At 72.9% G+C, this 25,076-nt stretch carries 20 protein-coding genes; 12 read left to right on the top strand and 8 right to left on the bottom strand.

The window, feature by feature from the left end; all coding sequences use genetic code 11:
- Window positions 1–8: 8 nt before the first annotated feature.
- Window positions 9–1,262, bottom strand: a complete 1,254-nt coding sequence (locus tag ACIPSJ_RS34295) for an FAD-binding protein (RefSeq protein WP_401352504.1) — start codon at window positions 1,260–1,262, stop codon at window positions 9–11.
- A 169-nt stretch (window positions 1,263–1,431) separates the two neighbouring features.
- Between ACIPSJ_RS34295 and ACIPSJ_RS34290 the strand changes: the two genes are divergently transcribed.
- The 5 genes from ACIPSJ_RS34290 to ACIPSJ_RS34270 all read left to right on the top strand — a co-directional run bounded on the left by ACIPSJ_RS34290 (window position 1,432) and on the right by ACIPSJ_RS34270 (window position 7,603).
- On the top strand, window positions 1,432–2,442 hold the full coding sequence (locus tag ACIPSJ_RS34290; RefSeq protein WP_359219153.1) for a hydroxyacid dehydrogenase: 1,011 nt from the start codon (window positions 1,432–1,434) through the stop codon (window positions 2,440–2,442).
- A 52-nt stretch (window positions 2,443–2,494) separates the two neighbouring features.
- Window positions 2,495–3,559 carry a LacI family DNA-binding transcriptional regulator gene (locus ACIPSJ_RS34285; RefSeq protein WP_401352501.1) on the top strand — a complete coding sequence of 355 codons (1,065 nt, stop codon included), beginning with the start codon at window positions 2,495–2,497 and terminating at the stop codon, window positions 3,557–3,559.
- A gap of 109 nt (window positions 3,560–3,668) precedes the next feature.
- Window positions 3,669–4,331: a pyridoxamine 5'-phosphate oxidase family protein gene (locus ACIPSJ_RS34280; protein ID WP_401351609.1), complete on the top strand. Its 663-nt coding sequence runs from the start codon at window positions 3,669–3,671 to the stop codon at window positions 4,329–4,331.
- A gap of 58 nt (window positions 4,332–4,389) precedes the next feature.
- Window positions 4,390–5,709, top strand: a complete 1,320-nt coding sequence (locus ACIPSJ_RS34275; protein ID WP_359219159.1) for a radical SAM protein — start codon at window positions 4,390–4,392, stop codon at window positions 5,707–5,709.
- A gap of 385 nt (window positions 5,710–6,094) precedes the next feature.
- Entirely contained in the window at window positions 6,095–7,603 is a 1,509-nt protein-coding gene (locus ACIPSJ_RS34270) for a cellulose binding domain-containing protein (protein ID WP_401351607.1), read from the top strand.
- Between the two features lie 92 nt (window positions 7,604–7,695).
- On the opposite strand, the gene ACIPSJ_RS34265 is transcribed toward ACIPSJ_RS34270, so the two are convergent.
- The 3 genes from ACIPSJ_RS34265 to ACIPSJ_RS34255 all read right to left on the bottom strand — a co-directional run bounded on the left by ACIPSJ_RS34265 (window position 7,696) and on the right by ACIPSJ_RS34255 (window position 10,657).
- On the bottom strand, window positions 7,696–8,700 hold the full coding sequence (locus tag ACIPSJ_RS34265; protein WP_359219163.1) for an ABC transporter substrate-binding protein: 1,005 nt from the start codon (window positions 8,698–8,700) through the stop codon (window positions 7,696–7,698).
- A 134-nt stretch (window positions 8,701–8,834) separates the two neighbouring features.
- A complete protein-coding gene (locus ACIPSJ_RS34260; protein ID WP_390979912.1) occupies window positions 8,835–9,863 on the bottom strand; it encodes an ABC transporter permease in 1,029 nt (342 codons plus the stop codon).
- Complete coding sequence (locus ACIPSJ_RS34255; RefSeq protein WP_359219167.1) at window positions 9,860–10,657, bottom strand: ATP-binding cassette domain-containing protein; 798 nt, start codon at window positions 10,655–10,657, stop codon at window positions 9,860–9,862. The genes ACIPSJ_RS34260 and ACIPSJ_RS34255 overlap by 4 nt, the downstream gene beginning before the upstream one ends.
- 202 nt (window positions 10,658–10,859) lie before the next feature.
- Between ACIPSJ_RS34255 and ACIPSJ_RS34250 the strand changes: the two genes are divergently transcribed.
- Window positions 10,860–11,870 (top strand): LacI family DNA-binding transcriptional regulator, encoded by a 1,011-nt coding sequence (locus ACIPSJ_RS34250; protein WP_359219169.1) that lies wholly within the window; start codon window positions 10,860–10,862, stop codon window positions 11,868–11,870.
- A gap of 58 nt (window positions 11,871–11,928) precedes the next feature.
- On the opposite strand, the gene ACIPSJ_RS34245 is transcribed toward ACIPSJ_RS34250, so the two are convergent.
- Window positions 11,929–13,260: an acyltransferase gene (locus tag ACIPSJ_RS34245; RefSeq protein ID WP_401351606.1), complete on the bottom strand. Its 1,332-nt coding sequence runs from the start codon at window positions 13,258–13,260 to the stop codon at window positions 11,929–11,931.
- Window positions 13,261–13,583: 323 nt separating this feature from the next.
- On the opposite strand from ACIPSJ_RS34245, the gene rsgA reads away from it, so the two are divergent.
- From rsgA to ACIPSJ_RS34225, 4 genes are all read left to right on the top strand, one after another.
- Window positions 13,584–14,678 carry a ribosome small subunit-dependent GTPase A gene (gene rsgA, locus ACIPSJ_RS34240; protein WP_401351604.1) on the top strand — a complete coding sequence of 365 codons (1,095 nt, stop codon included), beginning with the start codon at window positions 13,584–13,586 and terminating at the stop codon, window positions 14,676–14,678.
- 84 nt (window positions 14,679–14,762) lie between these two features.
- Window positions 14,763–16,175, top strand: a complete 1,413-nt coding sequence (locus tag ACIPSJ_RS34235) for a bifunctional transcriptional activator/DNA repair enzyme AdaA (RefSeq protein ID WP_401352498.1) — start codon at window positions 14,763–14,765, stop codon at window positions 16,173–16,175.
- Entirely contained in the window at window positions 16,175–16,669 is a 495-nt protein-coding gene (locus ACIPSJ_RS34230) for a methylated-DNA--[protein]-cysteine S-methyltransferase (RefSeq protein ID WP_401351603.1), read from the top strand. The genes ACIPSJ_RS34235 and ACIPSJ_RS34230 overlap by 1 nt, the downstream gene beginning before the upstream one ends.
- 311 nt (window positions 16,670–16,980) lie before the next feature.
- A complete protein-coding gene (locus tag ACIPSJ_RS34225) occupies window positions 16,981–18,162 on the top strand; it encodes an SGNH/GDSL hydrolase family protein (protein ID WP_401352496.1) in 1,182 nt (393 codons plus the stop codon).
- Between the two features lie 21 nt (window positions 18,163–18,183).
- Here ACIPSJ_RS34225 and ACIPSJ_RS34220 read toward each other — a convergent pair whose 3' ends face one another.
- Together ACIPSJ_RS34220 and ACIPSJ_RS34215 are read right to left on the bottom strand one after the other, a co-directional pair.
- Window positions 18,184–18,669 carry a DUF456 domain-containing protein gene (locus tag ACIPSJ_RS34220; protein ID WP_359219177.1) on the bottom strand — a complete coding sequence of 162 codons (486 nt, stop codon included), beginning with the start codon at window positions 18,667–18,669 and terminating at the stop codon, window positions 18,184–18,186.
- A gap of 21 nt (window positions 18,670–18,690) precedes the next feature.
- Window positions 18,691–19,671, bottom strand: a complete 981-nt coding sequence (locus tag ACIPSJ_RS34215) for a helix-turn-helix domain-containing protein (RefSeq protein WP_401351601.1) — start codon at window positions 19,669–19,671, stop codon at window positions 18,691–18,693.
- A 584-nt stretch (window positions 19,672–20,255) separates the two neighbouring features.
- On the opposite strand from ACIPSJ_RS34215, the gene ACIPSJ_RS34210 reads away from it, so the two are divergent.
- Both ACIPSJ_RS34210 and ACIPSJ_RS34205 read left to right on the top strand, forming a co-directional pair.
- On the top strand, window positions 20,256–21,803 hold the full coding sequence (locus tag ACIPSJ_RS34210) for a protein phosphatase 2C domain-containing protein (protein ID WP_401351599.1): 1,548 nt from the start codon (window positions 20,256–20,258) through the stop codon (window positions 21,801–21,803).
- Between the two features lie 60 nt (window positions 21,804–21,863).
- Entirely contained in the window at window positions 21,864–23,606 is a 1,743-nt protein-coding gene (locus ACIPSJ_RS34205) for a pyruvate dehydrogenase (RefSeq protein WP_401351598.1), read from the top strand.
- Window position 23,607: 1 nt separating this feature from the next.
- Here ACIPSJ_RS34205 and ACIPSJ_RS34200 read toward each other — a convergent pair whose 3' ends face one another.
- A complete protein-coding gene (locus ACIPSJ_RS34200) occupies window positions 23,608–24,921 on the bottom strand; it encodes a helix-turn-helix domain-containing protein (protein ID WP_401351596.1) in 1,314 nt (437 codons plus the stop codon).
- Between the last annotated feature and the right edge of the window lie 155 nt (window positions 24,922–25,076).

Raw genomic sequence — 25,076 nt, 5'->3', positions numbered from 1 at the left:
AGTGTGGGTCAGTCCCGCAGGACCTCTGCCACGAACGGGTTCGTGAACTTCCCGGCGGGGTCCAGGTCCCGGGCCAGGGCGCGGAAGTCGTCGAGCCGCGGGTAGCGGCCGCGCAGCACCTCGCCGGGCGCGGCGTACACCTTGCCCCAGTGCGGCCGCGGGTCGAACGGCTCCAGCGCCGCCTCCAGCCGCCGCAGCACCGGCAGTACGGCCGCCAGGTCGTCCACCCAGGTGAAGTGCAGGGCGACCGAGTCCCGGCCGTGGGCGGGGCTGAGCCACTGCGGATCGGCGGCGACGGTCCGCACCTCGCAGGTCTGCAGGACGGGGGAGACGGTGTCCCGGACGCCGTCGACCGCGTGCAGCGCGTCCAGCGCCGCCGCCCTCGGCAGCAGGTACTCCGACTGGAGCTCGTCCCCGCTGCTCGGCGTGAACTCCGCCCGGAAGTGCGGCAGCCGCTCGTGCCACGGTCCCGGCACCCCGAACTGCTGGGTGCAGTTGGTGCCCGGCATGCCCGGCACCGGGTGCATCGCCTCCGTCGCGGGCGCCGCCCACCCGAAGTCCACGGCGGGCCGGTCGGTGCGCCGCTTCACCCACACCTGCCGGAAGCCCGGCTCCCGCCAGTCGGTGAACAGGCTCACGCTGTACGCGGCCCCCGACACGGCCGCGAAGTCCAGCCCCTCCAGGGGCAGTTCGACGTACACGGTCTGCTCGACCCGGTAGGCCGGCTCCAGGTCGAGGGTGAGCGCGGTGACGACCCCGAGCGCGCCCAGCGAGGTGACCGCGCCCTCGAAACGGGAGTCCCCGCGGGCGATCGTCTCCGTCGAGCCGTCGGCGAGGACCAGCTCCACCTCCCGGACGGGCGCCGCGAGCGGCCCGTTGGTCACGCCCGAACCGTGGGTGCCGGTGGCCACCGAGCCGGCCACCGAGATGTGCGGCAGCGAGGCCATGTTGGGCAGCGCCAGCCCGTGCGCGTCCACCGCGCTGGCCAGTTCGGCGTACCGCACCCCGCCCGCGACCCGGACCGTGCGGGCCGCGGTGTCCACCTCGACGGCCGGCGGCAGGTCCGCGATCGAGAGCAGCACGCCCTCCGGGCCCGGGTCGGCGATGCGGTTGAAGGAGTGCCCACTGCCCAGCACCCGCACCCGCGCACTGCCCGCCACCAGGGCGCGGAGCGCGTCGGGCGTGTGCGGACGGTGGAACTCCCTGGCCGTGTAGTCGATGTTGCGCGCCCAGTTGGTGACCTTCTGCGCCGGATCCGTCATCTGTGCCGTCCCATCCCTGTCGTGCCGTTCCAGTCGTGCCATCCCGGTCGTCCTCCGTCGTCCGCCGTCGAACTCCGGGGAGTGCGTGTCCATTGACCCTCTCATTCGCCGAGACCTACGGTAGAGACCGGTTGCTATCCGCGCGTCACCGAGCCGGAAGGTCACTTCCTTGCCCGAGCGTCCCCAGGCACTGTTCGCCATGACAGCCCAGAACGTGCCGCACATCTTCCCGCCGGAGGTGCTCGCGCGACTGCGCGAGTGTGTAGAAATCGATCCCACTCTGGTGGCGCACGACTTCACCGACCCCCGGGTACGGGAGACGCTCGCCCGTACCGAGGTCCTCGTCACCGGCTGGGGCTGCCCGGTCCTGGACCCGGCGGCCCTGGACGCGGCACCCAGGCTGCGCGCCGTCCTGCACGCGGCCGGCTCGGTCAAGGGCTTCACCACGCCCGAGGTGTGGCGGCGCGGCATCGTGGTCTCCTCGGCGGCCGCCGCCAACGCGCTGCCCGTCGCCGAGTACACGCTCGCGATGATCCTGCTCGCCGGGAAGGACGTCTTCGCCTTCCGCGACCTGCTCCGCACCCGCCGCGCCGCCTTCCCCTACGGCGACATCGTCCCCGGCATCGGCAACTTCCACCGCCGGGTCGGCATTGTCGGCGCCTCCCGCATCGGCCGCCGGCTGATCGAACTCCTGCGCCCCCACGACCTGGTGGTGAGCCTCGCCGACCCGTACGTGGACCAGGCGGAGGCCGCCCGGCTCGGCGTCCCCCTGCTGCCCCTGGACGACCTGCTGCGCACCTCGGACATCGTCACCGTGCACGCCCCGCAGACCCCCGAGACCCGGCATCTGCTCGGCGCCCGCGAACTCGCCCTGATGCCGGACGGATCGGTCCTCGTCAACACCGCGCGCGGTTCCCTCGTCGACCACGACGCCCTGATCGGGGAGCTGCGCACCGGCCGGCTGACCGCGATCCTCGACGTGACCGACCCCGAACCGCTCCCGGCCGACTCCCCCCTCTTCGACTTCCCCAACGCCTTCCTCACCCCGCACCTCGCGGGCTCCCAGGGCAACGAGGTGGCGCGGCTCGGCCTCACCGTCGTGGAGGAGGCCGAGCGCCTCCTGAGCGGCGACGGCCTGGTCCATCTCATCGACCAGTCGGTCCTGGAGCGGGCCGCGTGACGGCCGTCTCGTAGGGTGACCTGAACACGCGAGGAAGGGGAGCCGAGCGGTGGTGAAGAGAACGCAGCCGGCGCCGAACGGGGACGCCTCGACGGTACGGGACGTGGCCGCGCGGGCCGGGGTCTCGGCGTCGACCGTCTCCCGGGTCCTGGGCGGCACCTATCCAGTGGCCACCGCGACCCGTGCCAAGGTCATGAAGGCGATGCGCGAGCTGGACTACGTGGTCAACGCGCACGCCCGCGCGCTCGGCGGCGCCACCAACAAGACGGTCGCCTTCGTCGTCGACGACGTCACCGGCCCCTTCTACGCGCACATCGCCCGCGGGGTCGAGGAGCAGGCCTCGGCGGAGGGCCGGCTCTGCATGCTCTGCACCACCCATGGCGACCCGAAGCGCATCCTCGCCGTCGTCGAGACCATGCGGGAGCAGCGGGCCGACGCGGTGATCGTGGTGGGCGGCGCCCTGGAGGACAAGGCCTACCACGACCGCATGACCCACTTCGCGCACGCCCTGGACCGGTCCGGCTCCCGGCTGGTGCTCGTGGGCCGGCCGCCGCTCGGCCCGGGTGTCCCCGCCACGGTCGTCGACTACGACAACGAGGGCGGCGCCTTCGCCCTCACCGGCCATCTGCTCTCCGGCGGTCACCGGCGCATCGCCTACCTCGGCCGCGTGCCCGGCCTCTCCACCAGCGCCCAGCGCATCGCCGGCTTCACCCGAGCCCATGAACTCCTCGGCCTCGCGCCGGCCCCGGACCTGATCCTCGACGGCGTCTTCTCCCGCTCCTACGGCTACCAGGCCACCCGCGAACTCCTCGCTTCCGGACGGGAGTTCACGGCGATCTTCGCCGCCACCGACATGATCGCCACGGGCGTGATCCAGGCCGTACGGGAGTCCGGCCGCCGTATCCCCGACGACCTCGCGGTGGCCGGGTACGACGACATCCCGGTCGCCCGGGACGTCCACCCGACCCTCACCACCGTCCACGTGCCCCAGGAGGAACTGGGCCGCGCCGCCGTCCGCCTCGCCCTGCACCGCGACGAGCTGCCGGACGGCCAGCATCTGGTGCTGGGGACGCATGTGGTGCTGCGGGAGTCGACGCGGCGGGCCGGCGGGGGCTGAGCCGGGCGGGGTCCCCGGTGATCTGCGGATTTCGTTGAATTGTCGCTCTTGATGTGCGCGATCGGCGAGAGTGTGGTCATGCTGCTGCGATATCGGTAGATTGCGGGCCATGAGTGCAGACCGGCTTCCCGTCACCGACCTCACCCGGCACCGCCGCCTTCGCGAGCAGGGCAGCCTGGACCGGGCCGATCTGGAGGCGATCCTGGACGCCGGGTTCGTCTGCCATCTCGGCGTGGTGGTCGAGGGGCGGCCGCTGGTCGTGCCGACGGTGTACGGGCGGGACGAGCGGCAGCTGTACCTGCACGGCTCGGTGGCCAGCCGCAGCCTGGCGGGCGGGACCCCGGTGTGCGTCACCGTCACGCGGGTCGACGGCCTGGTGCTGGCGCGGTCCGTCTTCGAGCACGGCGTCAACTACCGCAGCGCGATGATCCACGGCACCGCCCGCAAGGTGACCGACCCCGAGGAGAAGCTGACGGGCCTGCGCCTGCTCACCGAGCACTCGGCGCCGGGGCAGTGGTCGTACGCCCGCCGCCCGAACCGCAGGGAGCTGGCGGCCACCACCCTGCTCGCCCTCCCCCTGGACGAGGCCTCCGTCAAGATTCGTACCGGTGCGCCGGAGGACGGCGACGGACCGGACGCGGAACTGGGGCTCTGGGCCGGCGTGCTGCCGCTGACCTCGGCCTGGGGTGCCCCCGTGACGGATCCCGCACTGCCCCCGAACACCCCCGTACCGGGACACATCGCTCGCCGTGAGGGGACCCGGCACGGCTGACGGCCGGGTGGGGGCATACCGTGAGGAGTCGAACGCCTGAGCCGGGAGGAGACACGGGATGGGCAGCCGTACCGCGCTGGTCGAGGATCTGATGGAGAGGTTCCCGCATGTACCGAGGGAAGCCGTCTTCAAGGAGGACCTGCTCCGGGGCGGTGTCGCCTTCGACCCGTCCGCGCTGAGCGACAACGAGAGCGGCGAGGTGAAGCCGAAGTCGTACTTCATCTTCTCCTTCGACCACGGCACCCTGCCCGAGCTGGGCGAGGCCGCGCTGCGCCGGCCGCCCGAGGAGATCATCCTCACCGGCGGGCCGTACGACCTGCGCCGTACCGTGGTGTCGGTGCGGGTGAACCCCACCTCGCCGTACCGCGTCGCCGCCGACGACGAGGGCGTGCTCGGGCTCTACCTCGACGGGAAGCGGATCGCCGACGTCGGGGTGCCGCCGATGCCGGAGTACTACCGGCACAAGCTCTCCAACGGGAAGTCCGTGATGGAGGTCGCCCCCACCATCCAGTGGGGTTACCTCATCTACCTCACCGTCTTCCGGGTCTGCCAGTACTTCGGCGCCAAGGAGGAGTGCCAGTACTGCGACATCAACCACAACTGGCGCCAGCACAAGGCGGCCGGGCGGCCGTACACGGGCGTGAAGGACGTCGAGGAGGTCCTCGAAGCCCTGGAGATCATCGACCGGTACGACACCGCGAAGACGTCCACCGCCTACACGCTCACCGGCGGCGCCATCACCAAGACGGTCTCCGGGCGCGACGAGGCCGACTTCTACGGCCACTACGCCAAGGCCATCGAGGAGCGCTTCCCGGGCCGCTGGATCGGCAAGGTCGTCGCCCAGGCGCTGCCGCGCGACGACGTGCAGCGGTTCAAGGACTACGGCGTGCAGATCTACCACCCCAACTACGAGGTGTGGGACGAGTACCTGTTCAAGATGTACTGCCCGGGCAAGGAGCGGTACGTCGGCCGGGACGAGTGGCACAAGCGGATCCTGGACTCCGCCGAGATCTTCGGCGCCCGCAACGTGATCCCCAACTTCGTGGCCGGCGTGGAGATGGCCGAGCCCTTCGGGTTCAAGACCGTCGACGAGGCGATCGCCTCCACCACCGAGGGCCTGCGCTTCTTCATGTCCCAGGGCATCACGCCCCGCTTCACCACCTGGTGCCCGGAGCCCACCACCCCGCTCGGCAAGGCCAACCCGCAGGGCGCCCCGCTGGAGTACCACATCCGGCTGCTCCAGGCCTACCGCCAGACCATGGAGGACTTCGGGCTCTCCTCCCCGCCCGGCTACGGCCCGCCCGGACCCGGCCGCGCCGTCTTCTCCGTGAGCTCCTTCATGGACAGCCTCCCCGCGCAGGAGCCGACGAAGGTGTGACCCCCGTCCGGCCGCCCGACATCGACCGCGCGAAACCGCTGCTCACGGGGCGCATGCCCACCTCCGTGTCATCGATGCCGAAGAGACCGAGGGGGACGGTGAGTCGGAAGGCGGTTGCGGTCCGTATAAGAGGCCGGAGTTGTGGGCCACGGCGGGCATGAAAGCGTTCTCCGGCCGGACAGCTGAGCAGAGTGGTTGACGTGACTCCGGGGACCGGTGGTATGGGTGACGGGGAGAATCCGTGGCACGACCACCGGTAACCGGTTTTGCATATGCCGCTTGTCAGTTGTGCAGGAGACGTGAAAAGCTCGGGCCCTGCCGCGAGGTTCCCCCCAACTCCATTGCCAATATGGTGAGTTGACCTCGCTTTGGATGCAGGAGACCCATGCCAGACCTGCCGACCCCTCAGGACGCCACCGAGGCAGCGCTGTTCTCCGAATGCTGGGACGCGGTGCTCTCCTATGCCGACCTGTGCACGTCCGGCTCTCTGACGGCCAATCAACTGGCCACCGAGGCCTTCACGCTCGGTATGCGCGAGGCCCGCGAAACGGACTTCACGCCGGGCCGCAGCTCCGGCCGGCGCGCCGCCCGGCTGCCCATGATCCCGCTGCTGCTCACCGCCGTCCGCAACACGGCCGCGAGCTGGGAGGCCGAAGGGCTCGGGCACAAGCTCGATCCGGACCTCCGGCTCTGGCTCAACTCCGAGAAGGCCACGCGCTACACGGGCCTGCCGTTGCAGCGGCCCGTCGCACTGCGCGGTCTGCGGGACATGCAGGAGGCGGACGCCTCGCTGCTCTGGCTGGCCGAGGTCGAGGCGCTGCCGCTGTCCTCCGTGGCCCGCCGGCTCGGTCTCGACCCGGCCGTCGCCGCCCAGGAACTGGAGCAGGTCCGCGCTCTCTTCCGGGACCGCTGCCACCGCGCCCACCTCGACACGCCGATGGACGCCGAGTGCCGCAGCTACGCCCGGCTGCTCGACGCGGTCACCCGGTCCGCCGGGGCCGACACGCCCGACGACCTCTCCCGGCACCTCGCGACCTGTGTGCAGTGCGCCGAGGCCGCCGCCTGTCTCCGGCTGCACGGCGGCGGACTGCCCGCGGCGCTGGCCGGCGGGGTCATCGGCTGGGGCGGCCTCGCCTACCTGGAGCGCCGCCGCCGCGCGGCCGAGGTACGGCTCGGCGCGGGCCGGCCCGGTGCCGTCGACAACGATGGCGCCGACCCCAAGGAGGGCAGCGGCCGGGGCAAGGTGCTGCGGCACGGCCTGCTCGGCGCGGCGGTGCTGATCTCGCTGGCGGCCCTCGGCGTGTCGATGATGCCGATGGGCAGCGGCTCCGGCGACGACACGGCCGCCGCCTCCCACGACGACCGTCAGCCGGTCGCCGACCCCACCGCGGTCCTGCCGAGCGGCGACCCGACCCCCACGCACACGTCGGCCTCCGCTGCTCCGTCCTCCTCGGCCACCACCGGCACACCGACCCACAAGAACCCCGACCCGGAGCCCCAGGGCACCTCCTCGTCGACGGCGGGCTCCGGGCACAAGGGCGGCGCCACCTCCTCCGCGAGCCCGAGCGCCGCCCCGACGGCCACCTGCCAGGTCGCCTACGACCTGGTCAACCAGTGGAACGACGGCTTCCAGGCCACCATCACCGTCACCAGCTCCCGGGCCCTGGCCGGCTGGCGGGTCCAGTGGCTCTTCCACGACGGCCAGCGGGTCACCCAGATGTGGGACGCGAGCGTCAGCCAGAGCGGCGAGCAGGTCACCGCCGACGCCGCCGACTACAACCAGTCGGTCGCCGCGAACGGCACCCTGTCCTTCGGCTTCCTCGGCACCTGGAGCGGCGGCAACTCGGCGCCGGACGGCTTCACGCTGAACGGCGCGGACTGCTCGGTGAGCTGAGCCGTCCGTACGACCGGCGGCCGGGCGGACCCAAGAGGGTGGGACCGCCCGGCCGCTGACTGTTCGTCATATACCTCTGTGCGGGCCCGCCGTCAGCACTGCGACTTGTAGAAGTACTTGCTGACCGACGCGTCGTTCATGTTGTCCTTGGTGATCGCCACCATGTTGGTGCCGATCGACTTGCTGACCGACTTGCCCTCGAAGGAGTTGGCGAGCTGGTCCACCGCCTGCCGGCCGATCGCCGCCGGGTCCTGGGCGACCAGCACCTGGAGGGTGCCCGCCTTCAGCGCGGCGACCTCGTCGGGCTCGGCGTCGAACGCGGCCACCTTGACCTTGCCCTGCTTGCCGGCCTGCTTCAGCCCGGTGGCGATACCGGTACCGGTGTTGGTGTTGCCCGCGAACGCCCCGCCCAGGTCCGGGTGGGCGGCCAGCGTCGACTGGATCTGGGAGGCCGCGGTGGCCGGCAGGTCGTTGTCGTAGAGCGTGGGCAGCACCTTGATGTTCGGGTACTTGCCCATCTCCTCGGTGAAGCCCTTGATCCGCGCGTCGGTCGTCGACACACCGGGCTTGACGCTGATGACGATGACCGAGCCCTTCTCGTTCATCAGCTTGGCGAGCGCGTCGGCGGCGACCCGGCCGCCCTTCTCGTTGTCCGACGAGATCCGGGTGATGCCGACGGAGTCGTCGCTCACGGTCGTGTCCACCAGCGCCACCTTGGTGCCGGCCGACTGGATCTGCTTGAGCGACGGCGTCAGCGCGCTGGTGTCGACCGGCGAGATCAGCAGCCCGTCGGGCCGGGCCGCCGCCACCGAGTCCAGCAGCGGGCGCTGCACCGACACGTCCCACTGCGCGGAACCGTCGGCCGTGAAGTCCATCCCCTTGGCCTTGGCCTCCTCCTGCGCGGCACAGGTCATGGTGATGTAGAACGGGTCGCTCTTCACGCCCGTGATGAGCCGGACCTTCTTGCCCTTCGCGCCGCCCGAACTCCCCGAGCCGCCACTGTCGTTCGACGAGCCGCACGCCGAGGCCCCCGCGCCGAGAGCCAGAACCGTGCCCACCGCGACCAGCATGCGGCGCCTGCTGCGAATGCTCCTCATCACAGAGTCCTCCTTAGTCACGTGCGATTTCACGAGCGATTCAGTAGTCACGAGCGATTCAGTAGTCACGAGCGATTCAGTAGTCACGAGCGATGCGGTGGTCACGAGCGATGCGGTGGCCACCGGTGCTGCGGTCATGCGCGTTCCCGGGTCTTCCTGCGCAGCTGGTCGACGTAGACCGCCACGACCAGCACCACGCCCACCGCCACGTCCTGCCAGTACTGCTGGACGCCGATCACGATCAGCCCGGTGGTCAGCACCGCCGGGATGAACACGCCGATCACCGTGCCCAGCACCGAACCCCGCCCGCCGAACAGGCTGGTACCGCCCAGCACCACCGCGGTGATCACCTTGAGGTTGTCGGTGGAGTGCCCGGCGATCGACGTCGTGCCGTACGAGGCCAGCCACATCACCGCGCCGAGCCCGGCCAGCAGCCCCATCAGCCCGTACACCTTCACCAGATGCCGGCCCACCGGAATGCCCGCCCGCCGTACGGCCGTCGGGTTCGACCCGATGGCGAGCGTGTGCTCCCCGAACCGGGTACTGCCCAGCACCCAGCCGAAGGCCGCCGTGACCACGGCCGCCAGGATCACCATCCAGGGGATGCCGAGCACCTTGCCGAAGCCGAGGCTGTTCTGCAGATGGGTGGAGGCCGCGCCGGCCGGGTCCTGGCCGCCGGTGGCGAGTTCGGCGATCCCCAGCGCCGCGCCGAGCCCGCCCAGCGTCACGATCAGCGGCGGCACCTTGCCGGTCGCCACCACCGCGCCCTGCAGCGCGCCCCACGCCGTGCCCACGGCCAGCGCGATCACCACACAGAACGCGACCGTGCCCCAGCCCGAGTTCGGGCCGCCGTGATGGAGGTTGTACTCGCCCGCCGCCACCGCGGCCAGCACCAGCACCGAGCCGATCGACAGATCGATCCCGGCCGTGATGATCACGAAGGTCATGCCGACGCCTAGCACCAGATAGATGGCCGCGTTCACGGCGATCTGGGTGATGTCGTACGTGGTGAAGAACTTGCCCGGCGCCGCGATCGTGAAGAACGCGACCAGGGCCACGAGGATCACGAAGGTCCAGAGTTCGTTGAGGGTCGCGGCCCGCCGCAGCCAGTCCGGCACCCCGGCCCGGCCCTCGACGGCCGCCGCCTTGCTCTCCGCGGTCATCGTCCGCCCTCCGCTTTCCCGTCGCCGCCGTTCGGCCCGTCCAGCGACCCGGTCATCGCCCCGACCAGCTCCTCGATGGTCGTCCCGGCCGCGGTGTACGACGCCACGCGCCGGCCCAGCCGCAGCACCTCCACCCGGTCCGCCACCGACAGCACCTCGGGCATGTTGTGACTGATCAGCACGACACAGATGCCCCGGTCGGCGACCCGGCGCACGGTCTCCAGGACCCGGGCGCGCTGGACGACGCCCAGCGCGGCGGTCGGCTCGTCCATGAAGATGACCTTGTGGGCGAAGGCGACCGCACGGGCCACCGCGACGGACTGCCGCTGGCCGCCGGACAACGTTGTCACAGGAGCCGTCACATCCTTCAGCTCGACGCCGAGTTCGGCGAAGGCGCGGACCGCCTCCCGGCGCATCGCGGGCCGGTCGAGGACGCCGAGGCGCCCGAGCAGCCCCCCGCGCACCATCTCCCGGCCGAGGTAGAGATTGGCCGCCGCGTCGAGATCGGGTGCGAGCGACAGATCCTGGTAGACCGTCTCCACCCCCTGCCGCTGGGCGTCCATCGGCCCGGAGAACCGCACCGGAGCGCCGTCCAGGCGGACTTCGCCGGCGTCGGGGGACAGGACGCCCGAAAGGACGTTCACCAGAGTGGACTTGCCGGCACCGTTGTCGCCGATCAGGGCGACGACCTCGCCGGGGTACGCCGTGAAATCGGCGCCCGAGAGCGCCTGGACGTGGCCGAAACGCTTGACCACCCCATGTGCTGTGAGCAGTGGTTCCCTTGCAGAGGCCATGTTGTGCCTTCTGGTTGGTATCGTTAACAGCTTGGCTGATTCTTGGGGCGCTCGCAGCGGGGTGTCAAGGGTGGTGCAGCCGGTCTCCGGCCGCGCCGATCTGCCTCCTCAACTCCCCTTGTCCGCACGGCCGTTGATATGGCGTCGAGTTGGTAACGTTAACGAGTCGACGCTCAAACGTGACGCAGGTGGAGGACGTGGCGTGGCAGCCACCCGGCCGACCATGAAGGACGTTGCCGCGGAAGCGGGCGTCAGCGCGATGACGGTGTCCCGGGTCGTCAACGGCGATGCGGCGGTCGCCCCGCGCACCGCCGCGCGGGTGGAGGCCGCGGTCCGCAAACTCGGCTACCAACGCGACGACGTGGCACGCCAGTTGCGCCGCACCCACGAACTGAGCCAGACCATAGGGCTGTTGGTGGACGATGTGACCGACCCCTTCATGGCCGCCGTCGCCTCCGCCGCCGAGGACGTCGCCCGGCAGCGCGGCAGCATCATGCTCATCGGCTCCAGCCGCGCCGACCTGCGCCGGGAGCGCGAGGTGATCGCCGCGTTCACCGCCCGCCGGGTCGACGGCCTGATCCTCACCCCGGCCGCCGGCAGCCACCGCTTCCTGCGCCCGGCCCAGGCGCAGGGCACGAAGATCGTCTGTGTGGACCGGGCGGCACCCGGCCTGGACGTGGACGCCGTGGTGGTCGACAACTTCGCCGCGGTGCGGGAGGCGGTGGCGTCCCTGGTCGCCCACGGCCACCGCAGGATCGGGTACCTCGGCGACTCACCGAGGATCTGGACGTTCGGCGAACGCCGCCGGGGCTACCTCGCCGCACTGGAGGAGGCCGGGATCGCCGCCGACCCGGCACTGGTCGGCGACGGCCTGCGGCCCGGCGCCGAGGCGGCCCGGGCCGTCACCGCGATGCTGGCCCTGCCCGACCCCCCGACGGCCCTGCTGGCCGGCAACGAACCCCTCGCCTTCAGCGCCCTCACCGTCCTCCCCACCGACCTGGCCTTCGTCGCCTTCGACGACTTCGACCTGGCCGCCCGCCTCACCCCACCCGTCACCGTCATCGCCCAGGACCCGGTGGCCCTCGCCACCAGCGCGGCCCACCTGCTCTTCGCCCGCATCCACGGCGACGTCTCACCACCCCGCACCGTGGTCATGCCGACCCGCCTGATCCGCCGGGGGTCGGGAGAGATACCGGGGCCGTTCGGCGCCTGAGGGAGAAGGGCGGGGCCGCGAGCGCGTGCCCGGGGCGGCGGACCGCGGCGGATCGCTGTCACACCCGGTCCGCGACGCGCGCCGCCTCCGGCCGCTCGGACCGGCGGCTCGCCGTCCACCGGTTGAGGGTTACCAGGGCCGTGCCCAGCGCCAGGCCCAGGGCCGGGAGCACGGGGAACCGGCCGTCGGGTGCGAAGCCCCGCTCGGCCAGCCGGCCCAGGGCGGTGACGGCGAGGGCCAGGCCGAGCCACAGCGGCCAGGCACGACGCGGACCGGCGTCCGGACCGGCGTCCGGACCGGTCCGCGCGTACAGCGCGGCCAGCCCGCGGTCCAAGGGGCGGAGGGCGGCGACGACGCCGGTCAGGACGGCCCCGAGCAGCAGCAGCCACGGCAGGCGCAGCCCCCACCACGCGGCGGACCCGAGGACCGGCTCGGGCGCGAGGCCGGTCAGGTAGAACGCGGCGGCGACGGCCAGCACCGGCAGCATGTGCCACAGATACAGCGTCATGCTGACCGCGCCCACCGGGCCGACCAGGCGCCACACCCGCTCGCGCTCCAGCAGCCGCCGCACCGCCGGCGCGACCAGGAGGCAGAGCCCGACCTGGGCCACCGCCCACGCCAGCATCGCGGCCGACGGCGGATCGGTGTTGCTGGGGGTCTGCCCGGTCACCAGGATCAGACTGACCGGGAACGGCCCGAGGGACACGAGCGCGGCGAAGGCCACGGCGCCACCCGAGGCCATCGCCGGCGGCAGGAGCCGACTCCTCGTCAGCAGCCCGTCCCGCCAGCAGAAGCCCAGCTGATAGGCGACACCCCACACCAGCACGTAGTCGAGCAGCCCGATGTACGGCGCGTGCACCGTCAGCACGAGCACGTCGGCCACCAGGGCCACCGCCCCCATCACCGGCGGGACCAGGAGCCCCCACCGCCGGTGCGCCGCGTACAGCGGTGGCGTCAGCGCGCTGAGCAGCAGGTACACCGGAAGGAACCAGAACTGCATGGCCATCGCCCAGCCCACCAGCGCGAGCGTGTCCGGGTCCACGCCGACCGCCGAACAGATCCCGACGGCGAGCAGCACCAGAGCGCTGTAGACGCCGGTCGGGAGCAGCAGCCGCAGCGCCCGCCGCCCCAGCCACCCGGCGGCCGTGTCCCCGGCCGCCCGGGCCCGCGCCCAGGAACCGCTGGCGGCATGGCCCCCGGCCAGGAAGAACAGCGGCATGATCTGGAACGCGAGGGTCAGCCACTGCGTCCAGGGCACGGTCGCCAGCAGCTCCGGGGCGGTGATCCGGCCGTCGGGCTCCCGGACCAGGGCCGTGATCAGCCAGTGGCCGAGGACCACCAGCACGATCGCCCACGCGCGCAGGAAGTCGACACAGCGGTCTCTGCTCATGGCCCGTCATGCTGCCGCAGCCCCGGCACCGGTGTGCCCGGTCACCCATGCCGCAACCATTCCGTGCCCGGTACGACACCCCCCGCCGAGACAAAAACCGGTGGCACCCGGGTGGGCGCTGCCCTAGGGTGAGGATCGCTTCGAACGGCGGCCGTTGGCGGTCGTCGTCAGCCGCGTAGAAGAGCCGAGAGAAGTACGGGAGGTGTGACCGATGGCTGTCTCTGTGATGGGCGCTGCCCGCATCCGGAAGTTCATCCACTCCACCTCCGCGGCCACCGGCTGACCGATTCACTTTCCCGGGGCCGCCCTTCGAAGGGTCACCCTTGACTTCCAGCTCCGCTGTTTTCTCCGCTCTCGCTCCCTACGGCTGGGACGAGGCATGGGCGAAGGAGTTCGCCCCCTACGACACCGAAGGCCTGCTGGCCGGGCGTGTCCTGCGTGTCGACCGCGGGCAGTGCGATGTCGTCACCGCCGGTGGGACGCTGCGCGCCGACACCGCGTTCGTCACCCCGCACGATCCGATGCGGGTCGTGTGCACCGGCGACTGGGTCGCCGTCGAACCCGGCGGCAACCCGCGCTACGTGCGGGCGTATCTGCCGCGCCGTACCGCCTTCGTGCGCTCCACCTCCTCCAAGCGGTCCGAGGGGCAGATCCTCGCGGCCAACGTCGACCACGCGATCGTCGCGGTGTCCCTCGCCCTCGAACTCGACCTCGGCCGTGTCGAACGGTTCCTGGCGCTGGCCTGGGAGTCCGGGGCACAGCCGGTCGTGGTCCTCACCAAGGCCGACCTGGTCCCGGACCCGGTGACGCTCGCGCACCTCGTCGAGGACGTCGAGACGACCGCCCCGGGCGTGCCGGTCCTGACCGTCAGCGCACAGGCGGGCGAGGGACTCGACGTCCTCGTCTCGCTGGTCGGCTCCGGTACCTCGGTGCTGCTGGGCCAGTCCGGCGCCGGCAAGTCCACCCTCGCCAACGCACTCCTCGGCGAGGACGTGATGGAGGTGCAGGCGGCCCGGGACGTGGACGGCAAGGGCCGGCACACCACGACCACCCGCAACCTCCTCGCCCTGCCCGGCGGAGGCGTGCTGATCGACACGCCGGGCCTGCGCGGCGTGGGCCTGTTCGACGCCGAGAGCGGGGTCGGCCAGGTCTTCACCGAGATCGAGGAACTGGCCGAGGGCTGCCGGTTCTCCGACTGCGGACACGAGTCCGAGCCGGGCTGCGCGGTCCGCCGCGCGGTGGAGGCCGGCGAACTGCCCGTGCGCCGACTGGAGAGCTACCGCAAGCTCATGCGGGAGAACCAGTGGATCGTCGCGAAGACCGATGCCCGGCTCCGCGCCGAGATCAAGAAGGACTGGAAGAAGCGGGGCGCCGAGGGGAAGGCGGCGATGGAGGCGAAGCGGGGGCGGTGGCGGTAGCCGGGTGAGTGTGGCGGGGCGCTCAGCGCCCCGTCCGATTTCCGCCAGCCCGGTCCGCCGCCGTCGCCCACACTGGAACACGTGATGGACGAAGACACCAGGTACGAGGCGGTCCGCAGCCGGGACGGTCGTTTCGACGGCGCGTTCTTCTTCGCTGTCGAGACGACCGGGATCTACTGCCGTCCGAGTTGCCCGGCGGTCACGCCGAAGCGGCGCAACGTCCGCTTCTTCCCGACGGCCGCCGCCGCGCAGGGCTCCGGGTTCCGGGCCTGCCGGCGGTGCCGTCCCGACGCGGTGCCCGGCTCCGCCGAGTGGAACGTCCGCGCCGATGTCGTCGGCCGGGCCGTGCGGCTGATCGGCGACGGTGTCGTGGACCGGGAGGGCGTCGGCGGCCTCGCCGACCGGCTCGGCTACAGCGCCCGCCAGGTGCAGCGCCAGCTCACCGCCGAACTCGGCGCGGGACCCGTCGCCCTCGCCCGGGCCCAGCGCGCCCACACCGCACGCGTGCTGCTGCAGACCACCGGACTGCCGATCACGGAGATCGCCTTCGCGAGCGGATTCGCCAGCGTCCGCCAGTTCAACGACACGATCCGCGCCGTCTACGCCACGACCCCGAGCGCACTGCGCGAGGCGGCACCCGGCGGCCGGGGCGCCCGCCGCGGCTCGCCGGCCGCCGGCATCCCGCTGCGGCTCGCCCACCGCGGCCCGTACCAGGCGGGCCCCGTCTTCGACCTGCTGGAACGCGAGGCCGTGCCCGGCGTGGAGGAGGTCACCGGCGCCCCCGGCGCACGCACCTACCGCCGTACCCTGCGCCTGCCGTACGGCCACGCCGTCGTCGCCGTCGAGGAACCCGGTACGACCGGCACGGGCGGCGGCGCGCATCCCGGCGGCTGGCTCGACGCCAGGCTCCGGCTCACCGACCCACGCGATCTGACCACCGCCGTCCAGCGGCTGCGCCGGCTCTTCGACCTCGACTCCGACCCGTACGCCATCGACGAACGCCTCGCCGACGACCCCCGGCTCGCCCCGCTGGTCGCCGCCCGGCCGGGACTGCGGTCGCCCGGTGCCGCGGATCCGGCGGAGGCGGCCGTACGGGCCCTCGTCGGCACCGCCACCGCCGAGCGGCTGGTCCTGCGCTACGGCAAGACGCCGGACGCGCCCTGCGGGAGCCTCACCCACCTCTTCCCCGAGCCCGCCGTGCTCGCCGAGGCGGAGCCCGGGGGCGCGCTCGGGGCGCTCACCGCCGCGCTCGCGGACGGCACCCTACGGCTGGACCCGGGCGCCGACCGGGACGACGCGGAGGCCGCCCTGCGGGCCCTGCCGGGGCTGGACCCCGAGACCGTCGCCGCCGTCCGCGTCCGCGCGCTCGGCGACCCCGACGTCGCCCCGCCGGGCCTGGACGTACCGGACGAGTGGCGGCCTTGGCGGTCGTACGCCGTCCGGCACCTGCTCGCGGAAGAGGAAGCGGAAGAGGAAGCGGAAGAGTCGAGGAACTGATGGACGTCACTGTCACCTACTGGACGCGGATCGCCTCCCCCGTCGGCGAGTTGCTGCTCACCGCCGACGCCGACGGGGCGCTGACCTCCCTCTCCGTCCCCGGGCAGAAGGGCGGCCGCACCGTGGCGCCCGGCTGGCTCGCCGACACCGGCCCCTTCCGGGCCGCCGAGGAACAGCTCGCCGCCTACTTCGCCGGTGAACTGAATGACTTCGAGGTGGAGTTGAGCGCGCACGGCACCGAGTTCCGGGAGCGGGTATGGGGTGCGCTCGACGGCGTCCCCTACGGGGCGACGACCACGTACGGGGAGATCGCCGCGGAGATCGGGGCGTCCAGGACGGCCGTCCGTGCGGTGGGCGGGGCGATCGGCGCCAACCCGCTGCTGATCGTGCGGCCCTGCCATCGGGTCATCGGCGCGGACGGTTCGATGACCGGGTACGCGGGGGGCCTTGAACGGAAGGTGTGGCTGTTGACGTTGGAGGGAGCGGTGGCGTAGGCGCGGGCTGGGGCCGGGGGTGTCGCTTACCGGCGCTTGCCGGGTGCTGCCCGCGCCCACCCGTGCCGCCCCAGCGGCACGACTGCCCGCGGCTTGAGAGAAGCGGCTGGGCAGCGCCCCGTCAGGGGCGCGGGGAACTGCGCGACCAGCCCCCACCCACCCGCAGCCGCACCACTACCCGCCACCACCCCCTCCGGCCGCCCCCCACGGCGCTGCGCCACCCGAGTGTCCCCCCGGTCAGGTTGCCGCCCCTCCCACCCTCCGTATGTCACCTTCCCCTCCAGTGGGCCTTCGGAAGGACGGGCGTGCGGATGGTCAAGGTCGGGCGGGTCGTCGGCGCGGCGTTGCTGCTGGTGATGGGGACGACGGGGCGGGCCGGTGCCGACCCCGCCCCCTCGCCGTGGGCCGGGAGCTGGGAGGCCGCGCCCTCCGGTACCGTCCGCCAGGTTCCCGGCGCCGCGTTCCGCAACGTCGTGCATCTGAGCGTCGAGGGAAGCGCCGTACGGGTCCGGATCAGCAACCGGCTCGGCAGCGCACCGCTCCGGCTCGGCGCGGTCACCGTCGCCCTCCGTCAGGGCACCGGCGCGGACGCGGTACCCGGGTCGATGCGCCCCGCCGCCTTCGACGGCGCCGGCACGGCCGTCGTCCCCGTCGGAAAGGACCTGGTCAGCGACCCCGTGCCGCTCGCCGTCCCGGCCGCCGCCGACCTGCTCGTCACCGTCGAGACCCCGGGCGACTCCGGACCGGCCACCTACCACCGCGTCGCGCTGCAGACGAGCTACCTCGCCGAGGCGGGCGCCGGGCGGGCCGCCGACGAGAGCGGGGACGCCTTCACCCGGACCACCGGCAACTGGTACTACGTCTCCGGCGTCGACGTGGACCACGTGCCCCTCGGCAGCGTGGTCGCCTTCGGCGACTCCCTCACCGACGGCAACGGCTCCAGCATCGGCACCAACCACCGCTGGCCCGACCGGCTCGCCGACCGGCTGCGCCCCCTGCGGATGGGCGTCCTCAACGCCGGGATCTCCGGCAACCGGCTGCTGAGCGACAGCACCGGGGGGCCGAGCGCGCTGCACCGGCTGGACGCGGACGGTCTCGGCCGGGCGGGCGTCCGGACACTGGTCCTCCTCGAAGGCATCAACGACATCAAGGGCACCCCCGAGGCCACCGACCCCTGGGACTTCGTCCGGGCCTACCGGACCGTCGTGGCCCGCGCCCACGCGCGGGGGATCCGGGTCGTCGGCGGGACGCTCACGCCGTACGCCGGGTACAGCGGCTACACCGAGGCCCGGGAGGCCGTACGGCGGCAGGTGAACGCGCTGATCCGCACCGGGCACGTCTTCGACGCGGTCGTCGACTTCGACGCCGTGGTCCGCGACCCGGAGCAGCCGGGACGCATCCGGCCCGCCTACGACCCCGGCGACCACCTGCACTTCAACGACGCCGGCATGCGCGCCCTGGCCGCCGCCGTCCCGCTCGACGACCTGCTCTGAGAGAACGGGCGAAGGGGCGGGTCAGCCGCCCCAGATCACCGCCGCCAGCCAGCCCGCCGCGATCAGCAGGCAGGCGGACAGTTCGGCCAGCACGCTGGAGCCGCCCGCGGCCATGGTGGCGCGCAGCGCGGCCAGCGCCTCGGTACGGCGGCCCAGGCGGAGCCGTTCGTGCAGGTAGATCCCGGCCATGAAACCGGGGATCGCGCCCAGCACGGGGAGCAGCACGAAGCCGAGGACGGCACCGGTCCCGGCGTACACGGCCATCCGGGGCGTGGCACCGCTCGCCCGCAGCCGGCGCGGGGGCAGCGCCCAGCGCACCACGAGCGAGGCCAGCAGCACCCCGGTCGCCCCGACCAGGACCGCCCAGGCCACCGGGCGCGGGTCGTACAGCGCCCACCACAGCACGGCGGCCCACACCAGCCACGAACCCGGCGCCCCGGGCACCAGCACTCCGCACAGGCCGAGCACCAGCACCAGGCCGACCAGCAGGAGTTCCCCTGCTCCCATCTGCCCAGAGTGCCGTGTACGTCAGTCCCGGGCCACCCAGCCCCGCTCGTACGCGTGCCAGCCCAGCTGCAGCCGGGTCGTCACCCCCGCCAGTCCCATCAGCCGCTTCACCCGGCGCTGCACGGTCCGCAGGCCCAGATCGAGCTGTTTGGCGACGCTCGCGTCGGTCATCCCGGCCAGCAGGAGCGACAGCACCTCCAGATCGGTGGCGTCGGGGCCGTCGGCCGGCTCCTCGGCCACCCCGGACGCGCCGAGGCGCAGCGGCAGCGCCGTACGCCACACCGACTCGAACAGTTCGGAGAGGAGCTCCAGCAGGCCGTCGGCGTGCACCACCAGCGCGGCGGGCTCGGAGCTGTGCGAGGTGAGCGGGACCAGGGCCAGGGCGCGGTCGGCCACCACCAGCCTGGTCGGGACCCGATCCACCACCCGCACCTGCTCGTCCCGGCCCAGCGCGGCTGTCAACTCCGTGATCCCGTGCGGCAGATCGAGCACCGACCGCTCCACCACCACCCGGTACCGCACCCCCCGGCCGGCGGCCTGTTCCTCCGCGTCGTTCTCCGTCCCGGAGACCACCACCGGATTGCCGGTGACCAGCGCGCGCACCTCGTCCGAGGCGCCCAGCTGGAGCTGCAGGAACCGCTGGGCGACGGCCGGGGCGCCGGTCACCACCTCCACCAGGTCGTGCACCGCCGGCTCGGCGGCGGTCGCCCGGTACTCCTCGGCCAGCAGCGCCGCCGCCAGCTCGGCCTGCTCCAGCTGGTGCCGCTGCTGGGTGAGGAGCGCGCCCAGCGCGACCCCGGGCGGTGCCGCCACCCAGCGGCCCGGCCGGCCCGACGACTGGGCCGCCAGCCCGTGCCGCTCCAGCCGGCGCAGCGCCCGCTCGGCGTCCGGCTCGGCCAGCGTCAGCCGCTGGGCCAGACCGGGTACGTCGGCGGCGCCCACGGACACCAGCGCGCGGTACGCCGACTCGTCCCACTCGTCCAGACCGAGCGCTGTCAGCATCGACCCGCTTCCCTCCCTCGAAGCCGGGCGCGGCGCCCTGGCGGGAACCGGCCACGGCGCAAACCCGCCGGGGCACATCATCCCCGTACCGCCGGTCACTCTGCCAAGATCGCGTCACCGCGGCAGCCCCGCGGCGGATCCGGACCGCGGGCCTGTGCCGCCTCGGATCCGCGGGGGTGATGCAGGGGATCGGGATCCGTGATGCACGGGGTCCGGACCCGTGATTCACAGCTGGCCGCAAGGAACGCCCGTCACAATCTGGCCTTCCGGCCGACGCCGTCGCGTCCGGCCGTCCGAACGGTGACCCGGGCCCATGACGCGCGCACGCGTAGGGGATCTGGGGCCGGGTCACTCCGGGCGTCGCCGGGTGGTTCTCCCGTGGGGGGTGGGACCACCCGGCGACTCACACGTGTCATCCGTGCCGTGCGTCCCCCGTGCCTCCCGAGCCCCCCGCGTGTCCTCGACTCCCTTTCCTCGTACGGGTGTTCAAGATGTCCCTCGACACGCCGTTCGAGACCGGGCCGGGTGCGGGATTTTCCGGATGCCCCGTTTTCATCCGGCCCGTGCGGTGGACAATTAGGGGCATGAGTCAGCCAGGGGGTAGGCCCGCCCGTCACGAGGACGACTGGTGGGGGCAGTTGTACGACGACTCCACCGAGGACACCGGCCCCACGACCGCACCCGATTCCGTGGACGACCGCTTCGTCTCGGCGAAGAACACGGTGGGGGGACGACGGGGCGTCGTCGTGGAGCCCGAGGACGAACCGCCACCGCCGTCGCCGACGGTGCCGGCCCAGCGCGCGCCCACCGGGGCGCCCGTCGAGGTCGAGGACGCCAGGGCCGACCCCAAGTCCTGGCCCTGGGACGAGGAGGACCAGGAACCGCTGGAGACGGACGACGACGTCCCGGCGGACGCCCACCCCGCGACCCGGCTCGACCTGACCACCCTCCCACCGCACTCCGCGCCGACCGCTCCCGCTCCGGACTCGCCCCCGCCGTACTCCTCCCCGGCTGTCCCGGCCGCGTACTCCGCCCCGGCCGCGTACTCCGCCCCGACCACCCCGCCGGGCCCGGACTCGCCCCCGCCGTACCCCACGCAGACCGCCCCGGCCCCGGACTCGCCCTACTCCCCGTCGGCCGCCCTGCTCCCCGCGCCGGCCGCCTCCTCCGTCGAGTACGTCGGCTCCGGTCCGCCCACCTACGACGCCGAGCCCACGGCCCTGCCCGCCGCCGACCCCGACGGGCTCGACGACCTGGTCGCCGACACCGTGCTGGACGGTGCCCGGTACGGCTCCTGCACCCTGCGGGCGGTCTCCCAGCGCGGGGACTCCGCCCGCTACCGGGGCGAGCCGCGCCGGGACGCGCTGCTCACGGCCCGGTTCGGCACCGGTGACCAGGCGCTGGTCCTGGTCGCGATGGCCACCGGCGCCCGGGCCACCCCGGGCGCGCACCGGGCCGCCGCCGAGGTCTGCGCCTGGATCGCCCGGGCCGTGGGCCGCAGCCACCAGCGGCTCACCGAGGACATCCAGGCCGCCCGGCGCGGCGACCTCAAGTCCGGGCTGCACCGGCTCACCGACCGCAGTCTCGGCAGGCTCCGCGCCAGCGCCGCCGAACAGGGCGTCGCCTCCGACGAGTACGCGGCCAGCCTGCGCTGCCTCCTCCTCCCCGCCCACCCCCAGTGCCGTACCCGCGTCTTCTTCGGCACCGGCGCGGGCGGGCTGTTCCGGCTCCGGGACGGCCAGTGGCAGGACATCGAACCGCGCGTCGACAGCGACTCCGCCGGGGAGGCCGTGGTCGGCTTCGGCTCGCTGCCCGCCGAGACCCCCGAGGGTGACCGGCTCACCATGGACCTCGGCATCCCCACCCCGCCGAGCCCGTACGAACCGGCCCCCCAACCGCCCCGCGACCCCTTCCTCTTCCGGGCCTCGGTAGCCCGCCCGGGTGACGCCCTGGTGATGTGCACCGGCGGCCTCGCCGACCCGCTGCGCGGCGAGCCCGCCCTCTGCGCCTATCTGTCCCGGCGCTGGTCCGGCCGTACTCCGCCCGGCCTCGCCGCGTTCCTCGCGGACGCCCAGGTGCGGGTCAAGGGCTACGCGGACGACCGTACGGCGGCGGTCGTCTGGGAGGCGTGACGGCGGTCCCTGTGCGTGGATGGGAGGTATCCGCGCACAGGGAAGGGGCACCCGTCCGCCATGGCCAAGCAGAACGTCGCCGAGCAGTTCGTCGACATCCTCGTCCGCGCCGGCGTGCGCCGCCTCTACGGGGTCGTCGGCGACAGCCTCAACCCGGTCGTCGACGCCGTCCGCCGCAACTCCGCCATCGACTGGATCCACGTCCGCCACGAGGAGACCGCCGCCTTCGCGGCCGGCGCCGAGGCGCAGATCACCGGCAGACTGGCGGCCTGCGCCGGCTCCTGCGGCCCGGGCAACCTGCACCTCATCAACGGCCTGTACGACGCCCACCGCTCCATGGCCCCGGTGCTCGCCCTCGCCTCCCACATCCCCTCCAGCGAGATCGGCCTGGGCTACTTCCAGGAGACCCACCCCGACCGGCTCTTCCAGGAGTGCAGCCACTACAGCGAGCTGATCTCCAACCCGCAGCAGATGCCCCGGCTCCTGCAGACCGCCATCCAGCACGCGGTCGGCCGCAGCGGGGTGAGTGTCGTCTCCCTGCCCGGTGACATCGCCGACCAGCCCGCCCCGGAGCAGACCGCCTCGGCCGCCGTCGTCACCTCCCGGCCCACCGTCCGCCCCGGCGACGAGGAGCTGGACAGGCTGGTCGCGATGATCGACGAGGCGGACAAGGTGACCCTGTTCTGCGGCAGCGGCACGGCGGGCGCGCACGCGGAGGTCATGGAGCTGGCGGAGCGGATCAAGTCGCCGGTGGGCCACGCGCTGCGCGGCAAGGAGTGGATCCAGTACGACAACCCGTACGACGTCGGCATGAGCGGACTGCTCGGCTACGGCGCCGCCTACGAGGCCACCCACGAGTGCGACCTGCTGATCCTGCTCGGCACCGACTTCCCGTACAACGCCTTCCTCCCCGACGACGTGCAGATCGTCCAGGTCGACGTCCGCCCCGAGGTGCTGGGCCGCCGCTCCCGGCTCGACCTGGCGGTGTGGGGCGACGTGCGCGAGACGCTGCGCTGTCTGGTGCCGCGCGTGCGGGCCAAGGAGAACCGGCGGTTCCTCGACCGGATGCTCAAGAAGCACGCGGACGCGCTGGAGGGGGTGGTGAGGGCGTACACCCGCAAGGTGGAGAAGCACGTCCCGATCCACCCCGAGTACGTGGCCTCCGTCCTCGACGAACTCGCCGCCGACGACGCGGTGTTCACCGTCGACACCGGGATGTGCAACGTCTGGGCGGCCCGCTACCTCTCGCCCAACGGCCGCCGCCGGGTGATCGGTTCCTTCTCGCACGGCTCGATGGCCAACGCGCTGCCGATGGCGATCGGCGCCCAGTTCACCGACCGGCGGCGGCAGGTCGTGTCGATGTCCGGCGACGGCGGCTTCGCCATGCTGATGGGCGACTTCCTGACGCTGGTCCAGTACGACCTGCCGGTGAAGGTGGTCCTGTTCAACAACTCGGCGCTCAGCATGGTCGAGCTGGAGATGCTGGTCGCGGGACTGCCCGCGTACGGCACCGCCAACACCAACCCCGACTTCGCCGCCGTCGCCCGGGCCTGCGGCGCCTACGGGGTGCGGGTCGAGAAACCGAAGCAGCTCGCCGGCGCGCTCAAGGACGCCTTCCAGCACAACGGACCGGCCCTGGTCGACGTGGTCACCGACCCCAACGCGCTCTCCATCCCCCCGAAGATCAAGGCCGAGATGGTCACCGGCTTCGCCCTCTCCGCCTCCAAGATGGTCCTCGACGGAGGCGTCGGCCGCATGCTCCAGATGGCCCGCTCCAACCTGCGCAACGTGCCCCGCCCGTAGCTCAGTCGGTGAGCGGAACCCACTGGCGGGCGCCGTCGACGAAGCCGTACCAGTAGTGGGGGAGGCCCTTGATGGAGCTGGTGCGGAAGGGCTGCCCGTGGTCGTCGACGCGGACCGTGCCCGAGCGGCCCTGGGACGACCAGTCGAGTTCGAGGTACCAGCGGCAGTCGCAGCCGACGGTGTTCGCCTTGACGCGCAGTACCTCCGGGTCCGTGGACGAGACCCGGTAGGGCAGGTGCATGGTCGAGACGGTGTTGCCGTCCGGGCCCTCGCCGGCCACCGGGCGGGCGATCGGACGGTCCTTGTCCAGGTTCACGTCGAAGTAGCGCGGGGTGAGCCCGCCGCCGCAGCCGTCGGTCGTGGAGTAGGCGATCCCGGGCGCGGGCGCGCTACGGCCGACGACCCGCACCCGCAGGTCCTCCAGGACGACGGCGGTGGTCGAACGGCCCTGCACGGAGATCTCCACGATCGTGTTGCCGCCGTGCACCGCGTTCTGGGTGGCCGCCCAGGTGCCGGCGTCCTGCGGGACGGGCGGGGGCGGTACCTGGGCCGGCTGCTTGTCGATGACGTAGTCGTGGCCGCAGCCTCCTTCCCAGATCTGGGAGTCGGCCGTCCAGGTGAGGGGGACGCCGGTCGGGGCCGGGGCGGTGGTCGTACTCCGGCCGGAGGGGGAGGAGGTCTTGGTGCCGTCCGGGGAAGGCACGGGCGAAGAGGTGGACGAGGTCGGGCTCGGCGTCGGGCCGGTGGGCGAGGGGTCGTGGCGCCGGGCGTCGCCGACGGCGGTCGTGGGGGAGGTGCCGGAGCGCCGGGCCGCGGTGTCGTCGGGGCGCCGGTCGTCCGAGAGGGCGGACAGGCTGCCGAGCGTCACCAGCAGGACGGTGGCCACGGCCGAGGCGGCGACCGTGCGGCGACGGCGGTACCAGGGGCGCGGGGCGGCGGGCGGCATCGGCAGCGGCTGTTCTTCGGCGTCCGCCGCCGGTTCGGGGCTCTCCGGATCCGGTTCCGGAACCGGTAAGGGCGTACGCGGTCGCTGCCGGGCCGCCACCGCCCGCAGCCAGCGCTCGTGGAGTTCGAGCCGCTCCTGCGGCGTCGCCCCGCAGAACGCCGCCAGGCGCTCCACCGGAGCGAAGTCCTGCGGCACCGCCTCGCCCGCGCAGTAGCGGTGCAGGGTGGAGGTGTTCATGTTCAGGCGGCGGGCCAGGGAGCCGTAGCTCCGGTCCGTACGGTCCTTCAACTGCCGCAGCAGCGCCGCGAACTCCTCGACGTCGTCGCGCACGGGCACCCTCCCCCGGTCGTCCGTATCCCAGGCACTCATATACCTGCACGTCAACGGGGCTGGGATGGTTCCAGGGCGGCGGAACGGGCGGTGGCCGTTGCGGTGGCCGCGGGTGACCGCCGATGCTTCTGGTGTCGCACCGACCAGGCCCGGACCGACCAGCCGGAGCCGTCGGCGGCATCCCACACCCATGC

This window comes from Streptomyces sp. NPDC090088 (genome assembly GCF_044747345.1).
Taxonomy (GTDB): domain Bacteria; phylum Actinomycetota; class Actinomycetes; order Streptomycetales; family Streptomycetaceae; genus Streptomyces.
This window is presented reverse-complemented; position numbering and strand designations above follow the sequence as displayed.

What these genes read in the sequence shown, in the direction of transcription:
- ACIPSJ_RS34295 (WP_401352504.1), bottom strand. Translation starts at nt 1,262, where the DNA reads ATGACGGATCCGGCGCAGAAGGTCACCAACTGGGCGCGCAACATCGAC.
- ACIPSJ_RS34280 (WP_401351609.1), top strand. Translation starts at nt 3,669, where the DNA reads ATGAGTGCAGACCGGCTTCCCGTCACCGACCTCACCCGGCACCGCCGC.
- ACIPSJ_RS34275 (WP_359219159.1), top strand. Translation starts at nt 4,390, where the DNA reads ATGGGCAGCCGTACCGCGCTGGTCGAGGATCTGATGGAGAGGTTCCCG.
- ACIPSJ_RS34270 (WP_401351607.1), top strand. Translation starts at nt 6,095, where the DNA reads ATGCCAGACCTGCCGACCCCTCAGGACGCCACCGAGGCAGCGCTGTTC.
- ACIPSJ_RS34265 (WP_359219163.1), bottom strand. Translation starts at nt 8,700, where the DNA reads ATGAGGAGCATTCGCAGCAGGCGCCGCATGCTGGTCGCGGTGGGCACG.
- ACIPSJ_RS34260 (WP_390979912.1), bottom strand. Translation starts at nt 9,863, where the DNA reads ATGACCGCGGAGAGCAAGGCGGCGGCCGTCGAGGGCCGGGCCGGGGTG.
- ACIPSJ_RS34255 (WP_359219167.1), bottom strand. Translation starts at nt 10,657, where the DNA reads ATGGCCTCTGCAAGGGAACCACTGCTCACAGCACATGGGGTGGTCAAG.
- ACIPSJ_RS34245 (WP_401351606.1), bottom strand. Translation starts at nt 13,260, where the DNA reads ATGAGCAGAGACCGCTGTGTCGACTTCCTGCGCGCGTGGGCGATCGTG.
- ACIPSJ_RS34235 (WP_401352498.1), top strand. Translation starts at nt 14,763, where the DNA reads ATGGACGAAGACACCAGGTACGAGGCGGTCCGCAGCCGGGACGGTCGT.
- ACIPSJ_RS34230 (WP_401351603.1), top strand. Translation starts at nt 16,175, where the DNA reads ATGGACGTCACTGTCACCTACTGGACGCGGATCGCCTCCCCCGTCGGC.
- ACIPSJ_RS34225 (WP_401352496.1), top strand. Translation starts at nt 16,981, where the DNA reads ATGGTCAAGGTCGGGCGGGTCGTCGGCGCGGCGTTGCTGCTGGTGATG.
- ACIPSJ_RS34220 (WP_359219177.1), bottom strand. Translation starts at nt 18,669, where the DNA reads ATGGGAGCAGGGGAACTCCTGCTGGTCGGCCTGGTGCTGGTGCTCGGC.
- ACIPSJ_RS34215 (WP_401351601.1), bottom strand. Translation starts at nt 19,671, where the DNA reads ATGCTGACAGCGCTCGGTCTGGACGAGTGGGACGAGTCGGCGTACCGC.
- ACIPSJ_RS34210 (WP_401351599.1), top strand. Translation starts at nt 20,256, where the DNA reads ATGAGTCAGCCAGGGGGTAGGCCCGCCCGTCACGAGGACGACTGGTGG.
- ACIPSJ_RS34205 (WP_401351598.1), top strand. Translation starts at nt 21,864, where the DNA reads ATGGCCAAGCAGAACGTCGCCGAGCAGTTCGTCGACATCCTCGTCCGC.
- ACIPSJ_RS34200 (WP_401351596.1), bottom strand. Translation starts at nt 24,921, where the DNA reads ATGAGTGCCTGGGATACGGACGACCGGGGGAGGGTGCCCGTGCGCGAC.